The sequence below is a fragment of the Hoeflea sp. genome (assembly GCF_039975035.1).
Classification (GTDB): domain Bacteria; phylum Pseudomonadota; class Alphaproteobacteria; order Rhizobiales; family Rhizobiaceae; genus Hoeflea.
This window is the reverse complement of sequence record NZ_JBDWHW010000004.1, coordinates 1-17,342: the sequence shown is the minus strand read 5'-3', so window position 1 is coordinate 17,342 and position 17,342 is coordinate 1. Positions and strand designations below refer to the sequence as shown.

At 59.1% G+C, this 17,342-nt stretch carries 19 protein-coding genes and 1 pseudogene; 7 read left to right on the top strand and 13 right to left on the bottom strand.

The window, feature by feature from the left end:
• Nucleotides 1-47: 47 nt before the first annotated feature.
• From ABJN75_RS00460 to ABJN75_RS00430, 7 genes are all read right to left on the bottom strand, one after another.
• The gene (locus ABJN75_RS00460) at nt 48-347 is read right to left on the bottom strand and encodes an antibiotic biosynthesis monooxygenase (RefSeq protein ID WP_348435778.1); all 300 of its coding nucleotides are present in this window, start codon (nt 345-347) and stop codon (nt 48-50) included.
• Complete coding sequence (locus ABJN75_RS00455) at nt 347-916, bottom strand: flavodoxin family protein (protein WP_348435776.1); 570 nt, start codon at nt 914-916, stop codon at nt 347-349. Before ABJN75_RS00455 ends, ABJN75_RS00460 begins: the two co-directional genes overlap by 1 nt.
• Nucleotides 917-921: 5 nt before the next feature.
• Nucleotides 922-1,956, bottom strand: coding sequence for an alcohol dehydrogenase catalytic domain-containing protein (locus ABJN75_RS00450; protein WP_348435774.1), 1,035 nt, complete (start codon nt 1,954-1,956; stop codon nt 922-924).
• A 36-nt stretch (nt 1,957-1,992) separates the two neighbouring features.
• Nucleotides 1,993-2,934 carry an ABC transporter permease gene (locus ABJN75_RS00445; RefSeq protein WP_348435773.1) on the bottom strand — a complete coding sequence of 314 codons (942 nt, stop codon included), beginning with the start codon at nt 2,932-2,934 and terminating at the stop codon, nt 1,993-1,995.
• Between the two features lie 9 nt (nt 2,935-2,943).
• Complete coding sequence (locus ABJN75_RS00440; protein ID WP_348435771.1) at nt 2,944-4,449, bottom strand: sugar ABC transporter ATP-binding protein; 1,506 nt, start codon at nt 4,447-4,449, stop codon at nt 2,944-2,946.
• A gap of 9 nt (nt 4,450-4,458) precedes the next feature.
• A complete protein-coding gene (locus tag ABJN75_RS00435) occupies nt 4,459-5,430 on the bottom strand; it encodes an ABC transporter permease (protein ID WP_348435769.1) in 972 nt (323 codons plus the stop codon).
• 85 nt (nt 5,431-5,515) lie between these two features.
• Nucleotides 5,516-6,625 (bottom strand): sugar ABC transporter substrate-binding protein, encoded by a 1,110-nt coding sequence (locus ABJN75_RS00430; protein ID WP_348435767.1) that lies wholly within the window; start codon nt 6,623-6,625, stop codon nt 5,516-5,518.
• A 285-nt stretch (nt 6,626-6,910) separates the two neighbouring features.
• Between ABJN75_RS00430 and ABJN75_RS00425 the strand changes: the two genes are divergently transcribed.
• Nucleotides 6,911-7,552, top strand: a complete 642-nt coding sequence (locus ABJN75_RS00425; RefSeq protein WP_348435765.1) for a TetR/AcrR family transcriptional regulator — start codon at nt 6,911-6,913, stop codon at nt 7,550-7,552.
• 39 nt (nt 7,553-7,591) lie between these two features.
• Here ABJN75_RS00425 and ABJN75_RS00420 read toward each other — a convergent pair whose 3' ends face one another.
• The 5 genes and pseudogenes from ABJN75_RS00420 to ABJN75_RS00400 all read right to left on the bottom strand — a co-directional run.
• Nucleotides 7,592-8,029 carry a heme-binding protein gene (locus ABJN75_RS00420; RefSeq protein WP_348435763.1) on the bottom strand — a complete coding sequence of 146 codons (438 nt, stop codon included), beginning with the start codon at nt 8,027-8,029 and terminating at the stop codon, nt 7,592-7,594.
• A 99-nt stretch (nt 8,030-8,128) separates the two neighbouring features.
• The gene (locus ABJN75_RS00415) at nt 8,129-9,775 is read right to left on the bottom strand and encodes a GMC family oxidoreductase N-terminal domain-containing protein (RefSeq protein ID WP_348435761.1); all 1,647 of its coding nucleotides are present in this window, start codon (nt 9,773-9,775) and stop codon (nt 8,129-8,131) included.
• 332 nt (nt 9,776-10,107) lie between these two features.
• The gene (locus tag ABJN75_RS00410) at nt 10,108-10,350 is read right to left on the bottom strand and encodes a hypothetical protein (RefSeq protein WP_348435759.1); all 243 of its coding nucleotides are present in this window, start codon (nt 10,348-10,350) and stop codon (nt 10,108-10,110) included.
• 59 nt (nt 10,351-10,409) lie between these two features.
• Nucleotides 10,410-10,703 carry a hypothetical protein gene (locus ABJN75_RS00405; protein ID WP_348435757.1) on the bottom strand — a complete coding sequence of 98 codons (294 nt, stop codon included), beginning with the start codon at nt 10,701-10,703 and terminating at the stop codon, nt 10,410-10,412.
• 43 nt (nt 10,704-10,746) lie between these two features.
• Nucleotides 10,747-10,827: pseudogene (locus ABJN75_RS00400) on the bottom strand (IS6 family transposase); the annotation flags it as partial.
• A 280-nt stretch (nt 10,828-11,107) separates the two neighbouring features.
• Here ABJN75_RS00400 and ABJN75_RS00395 point away from each other — a divergent pair.
• The 5 genes from ABJN75_RS00395 to ABJN75_RS00375 all read left to right on the top strand — a co-directional run bounded on the left by ABJN75_RS00395 (nt 11,108) and on the right by ABJN75_RS00375 (nt 15,761).
• Nucleotides 11,108-11,857 (top strand): ABC transporter ATP-binding protein, encoded by a 750-nt coding sequence (locus tag ABJN75_RS00395; protein ID WP_348435755.1) that lies wholly within the window; start codon nt 11,108-11,110, stop codon nt 11,855-11,857.
• A complete protein-coding gene (locus tag ABJN75_RS00390; protein WP_348435753.1) occupies nt 11,850-12,566 on the top strand; it encodes an ABC transporter ATP-binding protein in 717 nt (238 codons plus the stop codon). The genes ABJN75_RS00395 and ABJN75_RS00390 overlap by 8 nt, the downstream gene beginning before the upstream one ends.
• 52 nt (nt 12,567-12,618) lie before the next feature.
• Nucleotides 12,619-13,821, top strand: coding sequence for an ABC transporter substrate-binding protein (locus ABJN75_RS00385; protein ID WP_348435751.1), 1,203 nt, complete (start codon nt 12,619-12,621; stop codon nt 13,819-13,821).
• Nucleotides 13,822-13,896: 75 nt separating this feature from the next.
• Nucleotides 13,897-14,784, top strand: coding sequence for a branched-chain amino acid ABC transporter permease (locus ABJN75_RS00380; protein ID WP_348435749.1), 888 nt, complete (start codon nt 13,897-13,899; stop codon nt 14,782-14,784).
• Between the two features lie 5 nt (nt 14,785-14,789).
• A complete protein-coding gene (locus tag ABJN75_RS00375) occupies nt 14,790-15,761 on the top strand; it encodes a branched-chain amino acid ABC transporter permease (RefSeq protein WP_348435813.1) in 972 nt (323 codons plus the stop codon).
• A gap of 172 nt (nt 15,762-15,933) precedes the next feature.
• On the opposite strand, the gene ABJN75_RS00370 is transcribed toward ABJN75_RS00375, so the two are convergent.
• Nucleotides 15,934-16,236: a hypothetical protein gene (locus ABJN75_RS00370; RefSeq protein WP_348435747.1), complete on the bottom strand. Its 303-nt coding sequence runs from the start codon at nt 16,234-16,236 to the stop codon at nt 15,934-15,936.
• A 155-nt stretch (nt 16,237-16,391) separates the two neighbouring features.
• On the opposite strand from ABJN75_RS00370, the gene ABJN75_RS00365 reads away from it, so the two are divergent.
• Complete coding sequence (locus ABJN75_RS00365) at nt 16,392-17,270, top strand: GntR family transcriptional regulator (RefSeq protein WP_348435745.1); 879 nt, start codon at nt 16,392-16,394, stop codon at nt 17,268-17,270.
• The last annotated feature ends 72 nt before the right edge of the window (nt 17,271-17,342 follow it).

Genomic DNA, 17,342 nt, shown 5'->3' with positions numbered 1-17,342 from the left:
TCAAGCAGGCAGATAGCGCCATTGCGCCGCAGGGACGGTCAGTGGCGTCAATCTTCCACCGAGATCATTGTTCGCACGACAAGCGGAGTGGCCATCGCAGCTTCCATTTTCGGCGCCCAGTCAGCAAACCAGGGCTGTGCCAGATGGGTGTCGAGTGCTTGCTTTGACGACCACACTTCAACAATCGTCATACGCGGCGATCCATCCGCCTCTTGCCACAATTCATATTGCTCGCATCCATCCTCGGTGCGTGACCGGGCGATGAATTCCGCCTTGAACATATCGATAAAGGACCGCTGCTCTTCGGGCTTGAGATCCAGCTCAACCAGTAATCTTGCCTTGGCCATCAGTCTGCGAGCTCCCAGAAACGATTGTACTTGGCCTCAAGCGGATGAAGATCCTTGCGGCCTTCCATGTAATACCCCACCCATTCGGCGAGACGCCGCCCTGCGCGGCGGCAGGATTCCGTGGCGTGGTCGGAGCGCGGCTCCCCCGCGACCACCGCGCCATAATGAAGGCTCTCCTTCTTGGCCACATAATCGGTGATGCCGAAGACGAAATAGCCCATGTTCATCATCATGATGCTCAGGGCATTGCAGGCGAGCTCTCCGCCACCGCCCAGACTGCCGGCGGAGGTGAACGGCACGGCGAATTTTCCATCGGTCTTGAACCAGATTTCCGGTGTGCGGTCGTCCCACCACTTTTTCATGCGCCATGAGATATTTCCCAGATGAGTGGGGCAGCCAATGGCAATTCCGTCGGCCCAGAACACGTCCTCGGTCGTCGCGTCGTCGACGAAGCGCACCCGCACTTCCATGCCCTCGACAGACAAGGCGCCCTCCTTGACCAGCGGAACCATGGTTTCGGTGAACCGGCGATCACTGTCTGTGTCGTAAATGATAAGAATTTTACCCATATGGCCTACTCCCTTGAAATATTGATCTGCGTCTTTAAATCGCCCGGCCTGTGTTGCAGCGTATCGAAGGCGGCCTGGATATCGGCGAGGTCGAAAACTGCCGAGGTGAACGGTCTGTGGTCGATGCGATTGTGGACCAGCAGCGTCAGCGCATCGTGCATGTCCTGGCCAATACCAGCCACTGAACCCTTGATCGAATTTTCCTGAAGGATGGTCGACAGGATATCGAGCGGCAGCTCCGCGCCGGCCCCGGTAAGTCCGAACGCGGCGATGTGACCACCCTTGCGGATCAGCGTTGTCGCCAGCCTGTACAGGGATGGGTTGCCGACGCTTTCGATGACAATGTCGGCGCCACGACCATCGGTCGCTTGCATCACGGCGGCATGAAGGGTTTCGGGATCGGCAACGCCGACATCGGCACCAACCGAAATCGCCATGTCGACGCGTTCCCCAGCCAAATCAGCGACAATGATCGGGGCCGCACCAATGGTGCGCAGCAATTGCACATGAAGATTGCCGATCGGCCCGGCGCCGATGACGACAACCGACTGACCAAATGTGATCCTGGATTTGCGGGCGGCGCGGACAACGCACGCCAGTGGTTCGGTCAGCGCAAGCACCTCGTCGGCAATGTGATCGGGCGCCGGGATCACCAGGTGTTCGGGTACACAGATATACTCGCAAAACGCGCCATCCACGGTGATGCCGATCTGGTTCATGTCAGGGCAGTTGAGAACCTCCTGGCGACGGCACCAGTAACAGACGCCGCACCCGATATTCATGTCGACGACAACCTTCTGCCCGGCCCGGAGCCTGTTGGCGTCAGTTCCCGAAGCGGCGACGCGGCCGGTGAATTCATGCCCCGGCACCATGGGAAGACTATCCGCCGCATAGTGACCATTGAAAATGTGGATGTCGGTCCCGCAAATCCCGACGCGCGATATCTTGATCAAGACCTCGCCGCGCTGAGGTTCCGGCACGGGCCGGGACTGGATTTCGAAGCGCCCCGGCGCAACCAGCACTGCCGCCTTCATCTGCATAACCGGCTCCTCCCGATTGTCCCTGCCAGGGTCGAATTATTTGACGACACGCAACTTGCTGCGATCGATGGTCATGGCAATCGCGATGATCAGAACAAGTCCGAACACCATTTGCTGCTGGGTGGCGTCGACCTCGAAATAGAGCATCGAGGAGCGGATGACCGCCACGATCAGCGTGCCGATCAACGTGTTGACCACGCCGCCAACCCCGCCGGTCAAAGGCGTCCCGCCGACGAGCACAGCCACGATTGCCGGGAGCAGAAAGCCGTTGGCGATTGTCGGCGAACCGCCGGAAAGCTTGACGGAGAACAACAGTCCGGCGATCGCCGCCAGCGCGCCAGACACCGCGAAAGCCATGATCTTGACCCGGGCGACGTTGATGCCCGATGCAATCGCGGCGGGCTCCCCGGCGCCAACCGCCTTGAGCGACCGGCCGAAGACGGTGCGGCTCTGAATGAAATAGGCCAGCAGAACCAGCGCAGCGCCAATGAACAACTCATGTGGGATGCCAAAAGAGCGCCCGACCATCCAGCCGAAATAGTCATTCCGCAGGTCGGCATTCATGTACAAGGCGCGCTGGCCGGACAGGTATTGTCCGATGGAGTAGGCGACACCGCCGATTGCCAGTGTGGAGATGAAGGATGGCACCAGCAATCGCGTGGTGACATAGCCGGAGATCCCGCCCATCGCCAAACCGGCCAGAATGCACAGCAGCGCGGTGAGAGGCCCGAACGTTGGAAGCGCCACGGTGGCGATCACCGTAGTCATGTTGGCGACCGACTGGGCTGACAGATCAATTCCGCCGATATAGATCGCGAAAGTCATGCCAAGCGCCATGATGAACAGCGGCACAATGTCGGCGGACATGGCGATCAGATTGTGCGGCTTGAGAAAATTGCTGTCGCCGATGCCGACCACCAGCACCAGCGCCAAAAGCGTGATCCAGGGCAGATGAGGTTTGATGCGTTCAAGATTCATGATGCAGCCTCAGATCATGTAGTGGACGAGATCGAAGAGCGAGGGTTTGGAACCCGTCTTGCAATCGAAGCGGTGTTGCATTTCGCCATCCTTGACGACGATGATGCTGTGCGACAGTCCGATGGCTTCTTCCAGCGTATCGGCGACTAGAATGATACCGATGCCATCGGCCGACATGGCGCGAACCATGTCATAGACATCTTCCTTGGCACCGATATCGAGCCCGCGGGTCGGGTGATCGAGCAGGATGATGTCGGAGCCGCCTGAGCGCCATTTGGCCAAAACCACCTTCTGCTGGTTGCCGCCCGAGAGCCCGCCGCAATCCTTGTATTCGGACGGCGTCTTGATCGAGAGTTTGCTGATCCAGTCGCGGGCAAGCTGTCTTTCCTCGCCAATGCGCAACACGCCTGCCTTGCTGTAGCGGCCCATCTGGCTCAGCGTCATGTTCTCATAAACAGTCATGCCGCCGACAAGGCCTTCGACCTTGCGTTCGCGCGGTACGTAGCCCACGCCCTTGGCGACGCTGGACTGGGCCGAAAAGTTCCGAACCCTGTCGCCCTTGAGCGTCACAACCCCGCTGTCGGGCGTCTCGAGACCGAACACGGTCCGCAAGATCGCTTCACGCCCCGAGCCTTCAGTGCCAACCAGACACAACACTTCGCCGGCGTGCAGATCGAAGCTGATATTCCGGTATTTCCCGCCAAGACTGACCTTGTCGAACGAGCCGAGCTTTGAGCCCGCATCGTAAGGCAGTTGCTTCTGTTCGCGGTAGTATTCCTTGTCGACGTCACGTCCGACCATTTTGTGCTGGATCGCCTCGATCCTGGCGTCCTGACTGGCAACGACATCGACAACTTCGCCATCCTTCATCACGTAGACGCGATCGGAAAGTTCCAGCACCTCATCCATGCGGTGCGAGACGAAGATGAACGAAGCGCGATTGGTCAGGTCGCGAACGATTTTGAAAAGCAGCTGCACCTCTTCCTTGGCGAGCACAGATGTGGGCTCATCGAGAAGGATGACCAGATCGCCATCGACGCGCTCTTCCAGCGTCAGCACTTTGGCAAGTTCAACCAGTTGACGCTGCGCAAAGGACAGTTTCGATGTCACCATATGTGGGTCGATATCGAGCTGGACCTTGGCAAGCTGAGCCCTGGCGGCACTTGCCATGGCTTTCCAGTTGATCACGCCGAACCTGACGAACTGCTGCTCGTATCCGAGGAAGATATTCTCCATCACGGTGAGGTTGGTGATCAGGGATTGCTCCTGGAACACCATCCCGATGCCTTTTTCCATGGCCTGACGCGGGTTCTGGAATCTCACGGTGACATTGTCGATGGCGATGCCGCCTTCATCCGGCTGGTAGGCGCCATAGATGATCTTCATCAGTGTCGATTTGCCCGCGCCGTTTTCTCCGACAAGACCGACAATCTCGCCGCGGCCGATCCTGAAATCGATGGCCTTGAGCGCATGGACGCCGGGGAACCGCTTCTCGACTTTCCTGAGTTCGTACATCGCCCGCCCCTATTTCACGAAATCGACCGACCGGCGGTCGGTGGAGAGCACAACTGCGATAATGACGAGCACGCCCAATACGCCATCCTGGACATAGCCAGGCAGGCCGACAACGACCATGCCATTGCCGATGACATTGACGATCAAAACCCCGATCAGCGTATTCCAGACACCGCCAACCCCGCCCCAGAGCGCCGTGCCGCCGACGACAACGGATGTGATGGAAACGAACATGAAATTGCTGCCCGTGGCAGTTTCAGCGATCCCGATCCGGCCAACCGCCAGCAGCGCTCCGACGGCGTAGAACATTCCTGCAAGCATGAAGCCCAGCACGCGGACACGATTGACGTTCAGACCCGAGGCATGGGCCAGCTCTTCACCACCGCCCACGGCGTAGAAATTGCGGCCAAGCGTGGTACGGGTCTGGATGAACCAGGCAATCAGCAGGAACGCCAGCGCGACGTAACACATGATCGGAAAATTGAACCAGCGGACCGTCAGCAGGGAACGGAATGCCTCGTCCTCGATCCGCACACGGTCCCCGCCGGTCAGCAAAAGTGCAAAACCGGTTCCGACAAATCCCATCGCCAGGCTCGCCATGAAGGACGGTATCCGGAGTTTGACATGCACCAGCCCATTGATTGCACCGATCACCGCACCGACGATCAGAGCCAGCGGCAACGCCAGCCATGCGGCGCTCCACAGCGTGCCGCCGAGTGCAAGATAGCTAAAGGCGAACACGACCGCACACACCGAGACTGTTCCCTCCATCGACAAGTCGATGGAGCCCATGATGATGATGAAGGTGACGCCAATCGCAACCATCAGCGCCGGCGCCGACGAGATGCCGATGCGTGCGAAATTGCGCACGGAAAAAAAGCGCGGCTCGATGACAGCAAACATCAACACCAGAAAAACGAGCACGATCAAAGGCGCCCATTTCACCAAAATGTCTCGTCTCAGGAATTCTTTCACGCGCATATCCCCTGGCCGCAATAAAGTCTCGGTCCGTCAGCGGAGACCGCGACGAACATGGCGGCCCGTCAGATGCGGGCCGCCATTCCGGTTATTTGTACATGATCTGACCGTTGGACGGCCCCCAGAAGTCCGTCCAGTCATAGGTCGGCACGTTCTCGAGGAAGTTCTTCTTGAACTCCGCCGCATCGGCCGGCGTGATGAACACGGTCGGGCCATAGAACTCGCGATGCTCGTGCGGCTCGTCGGAAGGCTTGAAGCTGCCGATTGCCGCATGATAGGCCAGCGCTGCAGTGATGCCGCCGCCCCAGTGCGGGTTGGTGAACACCGTCGCAAGGATCTTGCCCTGGCCGACAAGATCGACCGCCTGCGGGTTGCCGTCATAGGAGACGATCGGCATGTCCTCGATGCCTTCGGCGCGCAGCGCCTCAAGCACACCGTAAGCGATGGTATCATTGGCGCAATGCACACCCTTGATCTCGTCGCCGTAGCGGGTAAGGAACGAGGACATCACCTGATTGGCCTTCTGCGTATCCCAGTCCGCCGGCTGCGCGTCGAGAAGCTCGACATCCGGATAATCCTTCAACGCGTTCTTGAGGCCGTTCAAGCGCTCGATCGCCGGGTTGTTGGAGGCAATGCCACCCAGATGAACCACGCCGCCCTTGCCGCCCATGGCGTCGAGCAGAATGCGCGCCGTCTTCTCGGCCGGACCTTCATCGGACCAGCTCATGTGACTGACGTAATTGTCGCCGAAATCCCACGGATGCAGGTCATCGGTCTTGTTCCAAAGCGTTGAAACATAGGCGCCCGCTTCGGCAACGGACTCAACCACCGGACGCGCATTCGGAGCATCGTTGGTGTCAATCGCCAGCGCCAGATTGCCATTGGTCTTCGCAAGCAGGGATTTGACATCGGAAAGCGATTTCTCCGAAGACCCCTCATTGATCAAATGGGTCAGAAAATCTTTCGGTTTGCCGAGGCTTTCAACAAAGGCCTCTCCACCCGAAACGATTTCGTTCCAGTAGGGATTGGTGCGATTGCGATAGCTCCAGGCAATGGCCGGGTCTGTCAGCGCCGCCCGGGCAGCACCCGGTCCGAACGTTTTGACGGCGGCAAGGCCACCAATACCATAGGCTGCGCCCAGCAGTAGGTTACGGCGGTTGATCGTTTCCTGCTCAATGAATTTCTTGATGAACGACATAGAATCCTCCCTGATCATTCCTCCAGACAATCCAGGTCTCCGCCTCAACCGGCAATCAGACCTGAACGAAATCCGTTCAGCAGGCGTTGAGGCGCTTGCTTTATCGGTTAACGCACTAACTGGTTACTTCACTGTCATTCAAACGTCAAGCACCCGGAGGTGGCGGGAACGGCAAAAATGTGCGGCAAAGCGGCTCGCCCCCTGTCCACTGCCGGAGGCTTTGACTGGACGCTTGGTTGTCGGATAGTAAAGGTGACCAAGCAATCAGGCTGAAGCGGGCGGACCATGCAAACGAAGCAAAAACCAAAACTACGCGATGCCGAAGCGACACGGGCGCGCATTCTTGCCGCAGCCAAGAAGGTGTTCTCCAAAAGTGGGCTGGGCGGAGCGCGGGTCGATGATATCGCCGAGCGCGCAAATGCCAACAAGCGGATGATCTATCATTATTTCGGCAGCAAGGAGGACCTGTTTCAGGCAGTGCTTGAAGAGGCCTACACTGACATTCGCAACGCTGAGCAAAACCTTGACCTGGACCACATTCCACCCCGTGAGGCACTTGAAAAACTTGTTCGGTTCACCTGGGACTACTACCTGAAAAACCCGGAGTTCCTGACGCTGGTCAACAGCGAGAACCTCCATCGCGCAAAGCACTTGAAGAAGTCCGAAGTGATCCCTGTGGTCAGCCGGCGGTTTGTCATGATGGTCAAATCGCTGCTCGACCGGGGTGTGGCGGACGGCACATTCCGTTCAGGAATCGACCCCACCCAGCTCAACATCACCATTGCCGCCATCGGCTACTACTATCTGACTAACAGATACACCGGCGCCATCGTCTTTGAACGCGATCTGATGACAAAAGAGGCGCTTGACCAGCGGGTCACCTTCAACATCGAAACCATCATGCGTCTGGTTTGCGTCACCCCTTGAGCCGCCGGCAACTCATGTCGCGATTTAGTTCCGTCTCGGTCACGAATTGCTGCTTGCGGTGAGCCCCAGTTTTGCAATTGCGATCTCGGCGCACTCGACATCCTCGAAGTCCCTTGCCCCGGATACGCCGATTCCGCCAATGCACTGGCCGTCATTGAACAACGGCAGCCCGCCCGACCAAAGCATCAGCCGGGGCCGGTTGGCCAAGCCTGCGGCCAGTGACGGGCTGGTCTGGGATCGCTCGAAAAAACCTTGCGTCGAACGCCTCAGCGTTGCCGCCGTATAGGCCTTGTCGAGGGCAAAATCGATGGCCGGGACTGTCACGTCAGCAGTTCTCCGGAACGCCACCAGCAAGCCGGTGCGGTCAACAACGGCCACAGCCACATCCCAGCCGTTTTGCCCGGCATGGGCGATTGCGGCGTCAACCAAAGCCTGCGCGGCTTCAGGCGAAATGTCATTCCTGGATATGGCAATCATGCTTTTCGCTTTCTCATGTTGAAATCGGTCTTTGTCTGCTGGAAAGGAGTGCGCGCCTCAAGCCACGAATTCCCATTGGCTCTCTCTGCTTTCGGGCGGTCAGCAAATCCGGCGACCAGACAGGTCGCCACGCTCATCCGGCAGCACTGCGGCGGGCAATGGATCCATGCCGAGGATCATGTCCGAAGCCTTCTCCGCGATCATGATCGTCGGCGCGTTGGTGTTGGAAGAATTGATCGTCGGCATGATCGAAGCGTCACATACGCGCAGCCCGTCAATGCCGCGAACTTTCAGGTCCGGCGTCACCACCGCCATGCCGTCATGTCCCATTCTGCAGGTGCCAACCGGGTGATGGTCAGTCTTCGCCATGATGCACGCATAGTCGTACAGCGCCTCGCGACTGGTCACCGAAGATCCGGGCAGCACTTCCCTCCGGACAAAAGGCTGGAGCGCCGGTTGGCTCAGGATCTCGCGCGCCATCTCCAACCCCTTCAACGACATCTCGAGATCATGAGGATCATCCCAGTAATTCGGATCGATCAACGGCGCGCGCATCGGGTCAGTACCGGCAAGCCGTACCGTTCCGCGGGATCGGGGTCGTAGATATGCCGAGTTCAGCGTTATTCCCGCTCCATTGATCCGGGCGATGCCTTTTTCGATCCCCGATCCCTGCCCCAGATGAAACTGGATGTCGGGGGCCCTGGCCTGCTCATCGGCGTACCAGAAGCCACCGGTCTCAAACAGTGAAGCGGTCACGGGACCGGTCTTGAACAACACATATTGAAGCCCCGCCATGAGCGTCCGGTCGAGACGGTCAACCCCGTCATAGCTATGCCGTCCCGTGCACTCGGAAATGGCGCAGAGATCGATGTGATCCTGCAGGTTGGATCCGACGCCCGGCAGGTCATGCACCACATCAACGCCAACACTGCGCAAGTGATCCGCCGGACCGATGCCCGACAACATCAGCAAATGCGGTGACCCGATGGCGCCGGCGGTCAGGATCAGGTCCCGGTTGATCCTGACGGTCCGGGTTTCATTGCCATGCAGGAAATCAAGCGACACCGCGCGGCCTTTTTCAACGGCAATCCGCGATGCATGCGCACCGGTCATGACCGTCAGATTGGCTCGATCCTGCACCGGCCTCAGATAGGCGACCGCCGTTGATGACCGCCTGACATCTCTCTGGGTCAGCTGATAATAACCCGCTCCCGCCTGCCGGCGTCCGTTGAAATCCGGATTGTAGGGAATTCCGTATTGCTGAGCGGCACGGATAAAGGCATCGCACACCGGCAAAGCGCCGCGGGGCGTCGATACCCCGAGCGGACCATCGATGCCGTGATAATCATCGAGCAATCTTTCATTGCCTTCCGACCGCTTGAAATAGGGCAGAAGCTCGCGGTAGCTCCAGCCCTCGCAGCCGCCCTCCTGCGCCCAGGCATCATAGTCGCCGGCATTGCCGCGGGTGTAGATCTGGGCATTGATGGAAGACCCGCCGCCAATCACCTTTGCCTGGGTGAACCAGATTTCGCGGCCCTGGAGGTTCTTCTGCGGCACCGTCGACCATCTCCAACTGGCAACACCCCTGGTCATTCGGGCGAAACCGGCAGGCCAATGAAACAGGACGCCGTTGTCCTGCTTGCCAGCTTCAAGCAGCAGCACCCGGTTGACTGGATTTTCCGAGAGCCGGTTGGCCAGAACGCAGCCCGACGAGCCGCCGCCGACAATGACGAAATCAAAATCCATCTGTCACCATAACTAACCGGTTAGATACCGGCACGAGTATTTTGGAAAGCGGCTTGCAAGTCAAGCTGACAGTCGTCGCAGGACCTGCGCAACCGGCCTCACCGACCCCTGAGCCATGAGCCATGAGCCATGAGCCACGAGCCACGAGCCACGAGCCACGAGCCACGAGCCACGAGCCACGAGCCACGAGCCACGAGCCACGAGCCACGAGCCACGAGCCACGAGCCACGATGCCGCGCCGGTTGATCCCGAGGCAAGACCCCAGGGTCCCCCGCGCTGAAGCGAGGATACAAGCAGATCGGGTTTGCCGGTCCTGCCAAGCCCGACATTAGTCAGAAGCTGGCGGGCTGATCCATGATCGAATGAGGCAGGGCGAAAAGACCATTGGACGGCTTGATGCCGACGCGAAGCCGGCACCCGAATGTCTCGCAAAGCGCCGCGTCACTCATCACCGTTTCAGGCGTCCCCGAAGCCACAACCCTGCCGGAAGACAGCAGCGTGACCCGATCGGCAAACATGGCTGTCAGTTTGCGGTCATGCATGACCGCGATGAAGCCGCCGCCGCCCCCGCGCATAATCCGCCGCCAGTTCCCTCACGTCGATCTGAGGCTTGATATCAAGGCCCGCCATCGGCTCATCCGGAAACAGCCAGCGCGGTTCGCCTGCGTCCACAGACTCCCGGATCTGGCAAAGAACCCCGCGCCAACTGCACGCGCTGGCGCTTGCCTCCCGAAAGTTCCAAGTCGAAGCGTCCGGCAAAGCCGGCAAGGTCGACGGCTGTCGATGCTTCGCTTACCCGGTGGTTGCGGGAGACGCGGTCAACCGGCAGCTCTCGCTTCGCGGCAATGCCGATACGCACCATTTCGGCCACGGTAAAGGGAAAGCCAAGCGTGGCTTGCTGAGCAAGAACGCCGCGGCGGGCGGCCATTTGATGCGGTTTCAAACCATTGATGTCAGACAGCTCCCCGGGACCTCACAGTCTCGGAGCTGACCTCGATGCCGCGTTGGTGCAACAGGTCCTCGACATTGCGCAGAGACAGGGCAAATCTCACCTACATCATCACAGCCAGCCGGATGATCTCGGACGACGTTTTGAACAACCGGAACGGAGATCTATAGGTCCTTTCGCGACGCTAGGCCTCCGCACTGCCCCGCTCAAGGTTTTTGTTCTGGCAGTGCCCTCAGGGGCGTTGAACGGAATATTGACGTGAACATTGATTCATGTTTCATATTTACATTCACTGGTCAGATGCTAGTAATTGACCTTCGACACGGCCTGGCCTTGCAACTTGCGCACGTGACACGAGGAAAAAATCACGACGTGGGGGAAGAATGGCAATCGCGCTGCAAGCGAAGGGATTGACAAAGGAGTTCAAGGGCTTCGTTGCCGTGAACGACGTCGATCTATCAATCGAAAAGGGAACCATCCACGCGCTGATCGGCCCGAACGGCGCCGGCAAGACGACCTGTTTCAATCTGCTGACCAAGTTCCTGCAGCCCACCCGCGGCACGATCACTTACGAGGGCCGCGACATCACCCACATGAAACCCGCCGAAATCGCGCGGCTGGGCATGGTGCGGTCGTTCCAGATCTCGGCCATTTTCCCGGATCTGTCGGTCTTGCAGAACGTGCGCGTGGCGTTGCAGCGGACGCGCGGGGAAAGTTATGATTTTTGGCGCTCCGACCGCATATTGTCGAAATTCGACGATCAGGCGAGGCAATACATCGACGAAGTCGGGCTCACCAAATACACCAACGAACGCGCCGCCGCCCTGCCCTATGGCCGCAAGCGCGCGCTTGAGATCGCGACCACATTGGCGCTGAGCCCCGACATGCTGCTGCTGGATGAACCGATGGCGGGTATGGGGCGCGAGGACGTGGAGCTGATCTCTCAACTGATCCGCCGGATCGCGACAAACCGCACTGTGCTGATGGTGGAACACAACTTGTCGGTCGTGGCCGACCTGTCGGACCGCATCACCGTGCTGGCCCGCGGCGAAATTCTTGCCGAAGGCACCTACGCCGAGATTTCCAAGACCCCCGAAGTGATCGAGGCCTATATCGGAGCAAGCCATGACTGACGCGGCCAAGGTGCTACTAAATGTCAGCGGTCTTCAGGGTTGGTATGGCGAAAGCCATGTTCTGCACGGCATCGATTTCGAGGTGCGTCAGGGCGAGGTTGTCACGCTGCTGGGCCGCAACGGGGCAGGCAAGACCTCAACATTGCTCGCGATCATGGGGATTTTGGCAAAGCGGACCGGCTCCGTCACATTTGCCGGAACCGAGATAATCGGGATGCAGCCACGGCACATCGCCCGGCTGGGCATCGCACTTTGTCCCGAGGAACGCGGCATCTTCTCCTCGCTCAGCGTCGAGGAAAACCTGCTGCTGCCGCCGCACATTGCCGAGGGTGGCCTGTCCATTGAACGGATCTACGATCTGTTCCCCAACCTCAAGGAACGGCGCTCCAGCAGTCAGGGCACCAAGCTTTCGGGCGGCGAACAACAGATGCTGGCGATCGCACGCATCCTGCGCACCGGTGCCAAGATGCTGCTGCTGGACGAGCCGACCGAAGGGCTGGCGCCAGTCATCGTCCAGCAAATCGGACGCACCATCGCCGCGCTCAAGGACGAAGGATTTACCATTGTGCTGGTGGAACAGAACTTCCGCTTCGCCGCCTCGGTCGCCGACCGGCATTATGTCGTCGATCAGGGCAAGGTGGTGGATATGATCCCCAACGACCAGCTCGAACAGAACACCCAGAAACTCCACGACTATCTGGGTGTCTGACCAGCAAATACCAATTAACCGGCGCATCCGCGCTGCAATCAGGAGGAAAAACATGATCAGGAAACTCGCTATCTGCTCCGCAGCACTGGCTGCGATGACCGGCTCTTCGGCTCTTGCCCAGGATATCAGTGTCAAGCTCGGCGTGCTCAACGACCGTTCGGGCATCTATGCAGACCTGTCCGGCGAAGGATCGGTCGTGGCCGCACGCATGGCCGTCGAGGATTTTAAGGCCGCCGACAAGGGAATGAAGGTCGAAATCATCTCGGCCGATCACCAGAACAAGCCGGACATCGGCTCCAACATTGCGCGGCAATGGTATGACGTGGACGGCGTCAACGCGATCCTCGACGTGCCGACATCGTCAGTCGCCCTGGCCGTGGCTGACATCACCACTGAAAAGAACGGCGTTCTGATCGATTCCGGCGCCGGTTCCACCTCGCTGACCCGCGAACAGTGCCGTCCGACGACAGTCCACTGGACCTACGATACCGCAGCACTTGCCACCGGCACCGGCGCCGCGATGACCAAGGCAGGCGGCAAGAAATGGTTTTTCCTGACGGCTGACTACGCTTTCGGCCACTCGCTTGAGGAAAACACCGCCCGGGTCGTCAAGGACAATGGCGGCGAAGTTGTCGGCCAGGTCAACGTACCGTTCCCGGCGCAGGACTTCTCGTCCTTCCTGCTTCAGGCACAGGGCAGCGGCGCTAACGTGATCGGTCTGGCGAATGCCGGCGGCGACACCGTCAACGCGATCAAGCAGGCGTCGGAATTCGGCATCACTCAGGCCGGTCAGAAACTGGCCGCGTTGCTGTTCTTCGTCACCGATGTGCATGCGCTGGGCGCCCAGACCGCACAGGGACTGTCGCTGACCGAAGCCTTCTACTGGGATCAGAACGACGACACCCGCGCATGGTCCAAGCGGTTCATGGACATTCACGGCGCGCAGCCGACAATGGTTCAGGCCGGCGTCTATTCCGGGACGATGGCCTATCTGGCCGCGGTTGAGGCCGTAGGCAGCGCGGATGACGGCAAGGCCGTTGTCGCCAAGATGAAAGAGATGGAATTCAACGATCCGCTCTTTGGCAAGGTCACCGTGCGGGGCGATGGTCGCGCGATTCACGATATGTATCTGTTCGAAGTCAAGTCGCCCGACCAGTCGGAAGGTGAATGGGATCTCTACAACCAGATCTCTTCCATCACCGGCGAAGAAGCCTTCCTGCCGATGCTGGACGAGTGCGACTTCACCAAGAAGTAAACTCGGCACCCCGTCCGCCCCGCTGATCAGGTGGGGCGGACGGCCTTTCACGAAACCGCGCAACAGGGCCAAAACATGTTCGAGTTATTGGGAGTACCACCGCAGGTTCTGCTGGGCCAACTCTTGTTGGGGCTGATCAACGGGTCGTTCTACGCGGTTCTGTCGCTCGGTTTGGCCGTGATCTTCGGGCTGCTGAACATCATCAATTTTGCTCATGGTGCGCTCTACATGGCGGGCGCGTTTGTGGCCTGGATGCTGCTCCACTATCTCGGCATTGGCTACTGGCCTGCACTGATTCTGGCACCGCTGATCGTGGGGGCCTTCGGCATCGTGCTGGAACGCACCATGCTGTCGCGTCTCTATCACCTCGATCATCTCTACGGGTTGTTGCTGACTTTTGGTCTGGCGCTGATCGTTCAGGGTCTGTTCCGCAATTATTACGGCATTTCTGGTCTGCCCTATCAAATCCCCGATCTGTTGTCCGGCGGACACAATCTCGGCTTCATGTTCCTGCCCAATTATCGCGCATGGGTCGTCGCCGCCTCTGTTCTGGTGTGTTTCGGGACATGGTTCATGATCGAAAAGACCCGGCTGGGCGCCTATCTGCGCGCAGCGACGGAAAATCCGACCCTTGTCGGCGCCTTTGGCGTAAACGTGCCGCTGATGATCATGCTGACCTACGGGTTCGGCGTGGCGCTGGCCGGGTTCGCGGGCGTGCTGGCCGCCCCGATCTATTCGGTCAACCCGACCATGGGGGAGCAGTTGATCATCGTTGTCTTCGCGGTGGTGGTGATCGGCGGCATGGGATCGATCATGGGCGCGATCCTGACCGGCTATATGCTCGGCCTTATCGAGGGTCTGACGCGGGTATTCTATCCAGAAGGATCAGCCGTTGTGATTTTCGTCATCATGGCGATCGTTCTGATGATCAAGCCTGAAGGGCTGTTTGGGAGACCGGCCTGATGGCTATGCAAGACAACACAATCGATGCCGCGCCGGTGGTGCAAACCGCCGGCATGCCGACATTGCACAAGATCATCTTTTCCGTCCTGCTGGCCGGGCTGATCGTGCTGCCGTTTTTTGTCTATCCGGTCTTCGCGATGAAGGTGATGTGCTTTGCGCTGTTTGCAGCCGCCTTCAACCTGTTGCTTGGCTTTGGCGGGCTGTTGTCGTTCGGCCATGCCGCCTATTTCGGCGGAGCAAGCTATGTTGCTGCCCATGCCGCCAAGGTCTGGGGCTTGACCCCGGAACTGTCCGTGCTGTGCGGCGCCGCCGCGGCGGCTGTGTTGGGCTTTGCCATCGGATCGCTGGCGATCCGCAGGCAGGGTATTTATTTCGCCATGGTCACGCTGGCCTTTGCACAAATGGTGTATTTTGTCGCGCTGCAGGCGGAATTCACCGGCGGCGAGGACGGAATTCAGAGCGTGCCGCGCGGCGACCTGTTCGGACTGATCCCGCTGGCCGACAACATCGCGCTGTATTTCTTCGTGCTGGTGGTGACATTCGGCGGCATCCTGCTGCTTTACCGGATCGTGCATTCACCCTTTGGACAGGTTCTGAAAGCGATCCGCGAAAATGAGCCGCGCGCCATTTCGCTGGGCTATGACGTGAACCGCTACAAACTGATCGTTTTCACACTGTCGGCTACAATGGCAGGCCTGGCAGGCGCCACCAAAAGCCAGGTGTTCCAGCTGTCCTCGCTCACGGATGTGCATTGGTCGATGTCGGGCGAGGTCGTGCTGATGACCCTGCTGGGGGGCATGGGCACGATATTCGGGCCTCTGGTCGGTGCGGCCATCATCGTGACGATGCAGAACTATCTGGCAACCTTCGGAGCCTGGGTCACGGTTATTCAGGGTGTTATCTTCGTCATCGGGGTGCTGGTATTCCGCGAAGGAATCATCGGCGTACTTTCACGATGGCTGAAAAAGCCGCTCTAACTGGTGGCATCGCCTCAAACCTCGCCTTAAAGTATCCGTCTTCGTCAAGTGAGCCTTGGGGACCATTCTCGGTCATCGCGCATGAGCGCCTTTGCAAGGACAATGAACTGTCTGATCAAGGCGGTGATGGCAAACTTGAGCGCTTTCCGCGTCCTGTTAGCAACTGTATCTGTCAGGTGATCTGGGCGGCCCAAGATTGACGCAATTTGCACAGAGCGTTCGTGATGGTGACAAGTTTGCGGGCCACTGCGGCAATGATGACCTTGTGTTGTTTGCGTTTGCCCGCCTTGCGCAAGCGAGCAGCGAAAGGTTTCAGCACCGGATTGTGATGAGTGGCGACACGCGCAGCCTGGAGCATCACGTGACGCAGCAATCGTCTCCCGCCACCAATAGCTCGTTTCGCGCGCAGGGTGCCACTGTCGCGATGGTGCGAGCCCTGTGAGCGCAGCCGCCTGCTCACCGGAAATTTGGCCAAGCTCGGGCATTTCGCCCATCAGCATTGTGCTGACAACCGGACCGATCCCCGGAATGTAGCGCAGAAGCATTCGCGCATTTTTCCCACTCACCCGAGCCTAGTTGACATAATGTCATATTAACATACCATTAGTTTGATTGGCGTTGGGAGCGTATATGAAAACGACAAGATCAAGACATTCGGATGAGATTGTTACAGGTCGCGAGCGCTCCCCCGTGCGGCTCGATCCCAATGCCCGCGTGCCGCTGTATCACCAGATTTTCCTGATCCTGCGCAATCGTATCTTCGGAGGCGAGGTTCAGTCCGGGGAGCTGGTGCCTGGCGAGCAGGAACTGGCCGCCGAATTCAATGTCTCGCGTATTACCGCCAAACGCGCGCTCAACGAGCTTGCAAGTGCGGGGCTCGTCGTTCGCGAACGTGGTCGTGGCACCCGCGTGACCCACCGGCCAAAGGCGCCGGCTGTCACCTCGTCCATTGAGGGCTGGCTTGAAAACATCTCGCTGATGGGCATCGCAACACAAGCCCGGGTGCTTGATTTCGGGTATGTCGCAGCCAGCGAGGATATTGCCCACGCACTTGAGCTCGACCCCGGCACAGACGTCCAGCACGCCGTGCGCGTGCGTAGTCTCGATGGTGAGCCGATGTCTTATCTGGTGACCTATGTGCCTGCCGATATCGGGCGCCAGTATGATCGCGACGATCTTGATACCAAGCCATTGCTGCTGCTGCTGGAATTGGCTGGCGTCAAGGTGGCTTCGGCCCGCCAGTCAATCTCGGCAACGCTTGCCGATTCAGAAGTTTCCAGTGCCCTGTCGGTTCATGCCGGCACTCCGCTGATTGAGGTCCGCCGCGTCGTTCGCGACAGTGCGGGCCGGCCGGTCGAGTACATCCGGGTGCTGTATCGACCCGACGTCTATCACTTCGAAATGTCCATGAATCGCGTTCGCGAGAGAGAAGGCATGAGATGGGCGACGCAGACCTCGTCACCGGCCCCGGCCGGCGGCGCTGAAACCAACATAACCGGGGAACATTGATTCGACCGAGGGTCGACCAAACAGGAGGTGAATGATGGCTGATACGAAGACAACCAAAACCAATTCCGCAGC

Coding starts and splice junctions, on each gene's coding strand:
- ABJN75_RS00365 (WP_348435745.1), top strand. CDS start 16,392: ATGAAAACGACAAGATCAAGACATTCGGATGAGATTGTTACAGGTCGC.
- ABJN75_RS00430 (WP_348435767.1), bottom strand. CDS start 6,625: ATGTCGTTCATCAAGAAATTCATTGAGCAGGAAACGATCAACCGCCGT.
- ABJN75_RS00460 (WP_348435778.1), bottom strand. CDS start 347: ATGGCCAAGGCAAGATTACTGGTTGAGCTGGATCTCAAGCCCGAAGAG.
- ABJN75_RS00385 (WP_348435751.1), top strand. CDS start 12,619: ATGATCAGGAAACTCGCTATCTGCTCCGCAGCACTGGCTGCGATGACC.
- ABJN75_RS00395 (WP_348435755.1), top strand. CDS start 11,108: ATGGCAATCGCGCTGCAAGCGAAGGGATTGACAAAGGAGTTCAAGGGC.
- ABJN75_RS00405 (WP_348435757.1), bottom strand. CDS start 10,703: ATGGCCGCCCGCCGCGGCGTTCTTGCTCAGCAAGCCACGCTTGGCTTT.
- ABJN75_RS00410 (WP_348435759.1), bottom strand. CDS start 10,350: ATGCGCGGGGGCGGCGGCGGCTTCATCGCGGTCATGCATGACCGCAAA.
- ABJN75_RS00415 (WP_348435761.1), bottom strand. CDS start 9,775: ATGGATTTTGATTTCGTCATTGTCGGCGGCGGCTCGTCGGGCTGCGTT.
- ABJN75_RS00450 (WP_348435774.1), bottom strand. CDS start 1,956: ATGCAGATGAAGGCGGCAGTGCTGGTTGCGCCGGGGCGCTTCGAAATC.
- ABJN75_RS00420 (WP_348435763.1), bottom strand. CDS start 8,029: ATGATTGCCATATCCAGGAATGACATTTCGCCTGAAGCCGCGCAGGCT.
- ABJN75_RS00455 (WP_348435776.1), bottom strand. CDS start 916: ATGGGTAAAATTCTTATCATTTACGACACAGACAGTGATCGCCGGTTC.
- ABJN75_RS00425 (WP_348435765.1), top strand. CDS start 6,911: ATGCAAACGAAGCAAAAACCAAAACTACGCGATGCCGAAGCGACACGG.
- ABJN75_RS00435 (WP_348435769.1), bottom strand. CDS start 5,430: ATGCGCGTGAAAGAATTCCTGAGACGAGACATTTTGGTGAAATGGGCG.
- ABJN75_RS00440 (WP_348435771.1), bottom strand. CDS start 4,449: ATGTACGAACTCAGGAAAGTCGAGAAGCGGTTCCCCGGCGTCCATGCG.
- ABJN75_RS00380 (WP_348435749.1), top strand. CDS start 13,897: ATGTTCGAGTTATTGGGAGTACCACCGCAGGTTCTGCTGGGCCAACTC.
- ABJN75_RS00445 (WP_348435773.1), bottom strand. CDS start 2,934: ATGAATCTTGAACGCATCAAACCTCATCTGCCCTGGATCACGCTTTTG.
- ABJN75_RS00375 (WP_348435813.1), top strand. CDS start 14,790: ATGCAAGACAACACAATCGATGCCGCGCCGGTGGTGCAAACCGCCGGC.
- ABJN75_RS00390 (WP_348435753.1), top strand. CDS start 11,850: ATGACTGACGCGGCCAAGGTGCTACTAAATGTCAGCGGTCTTCAGGGT.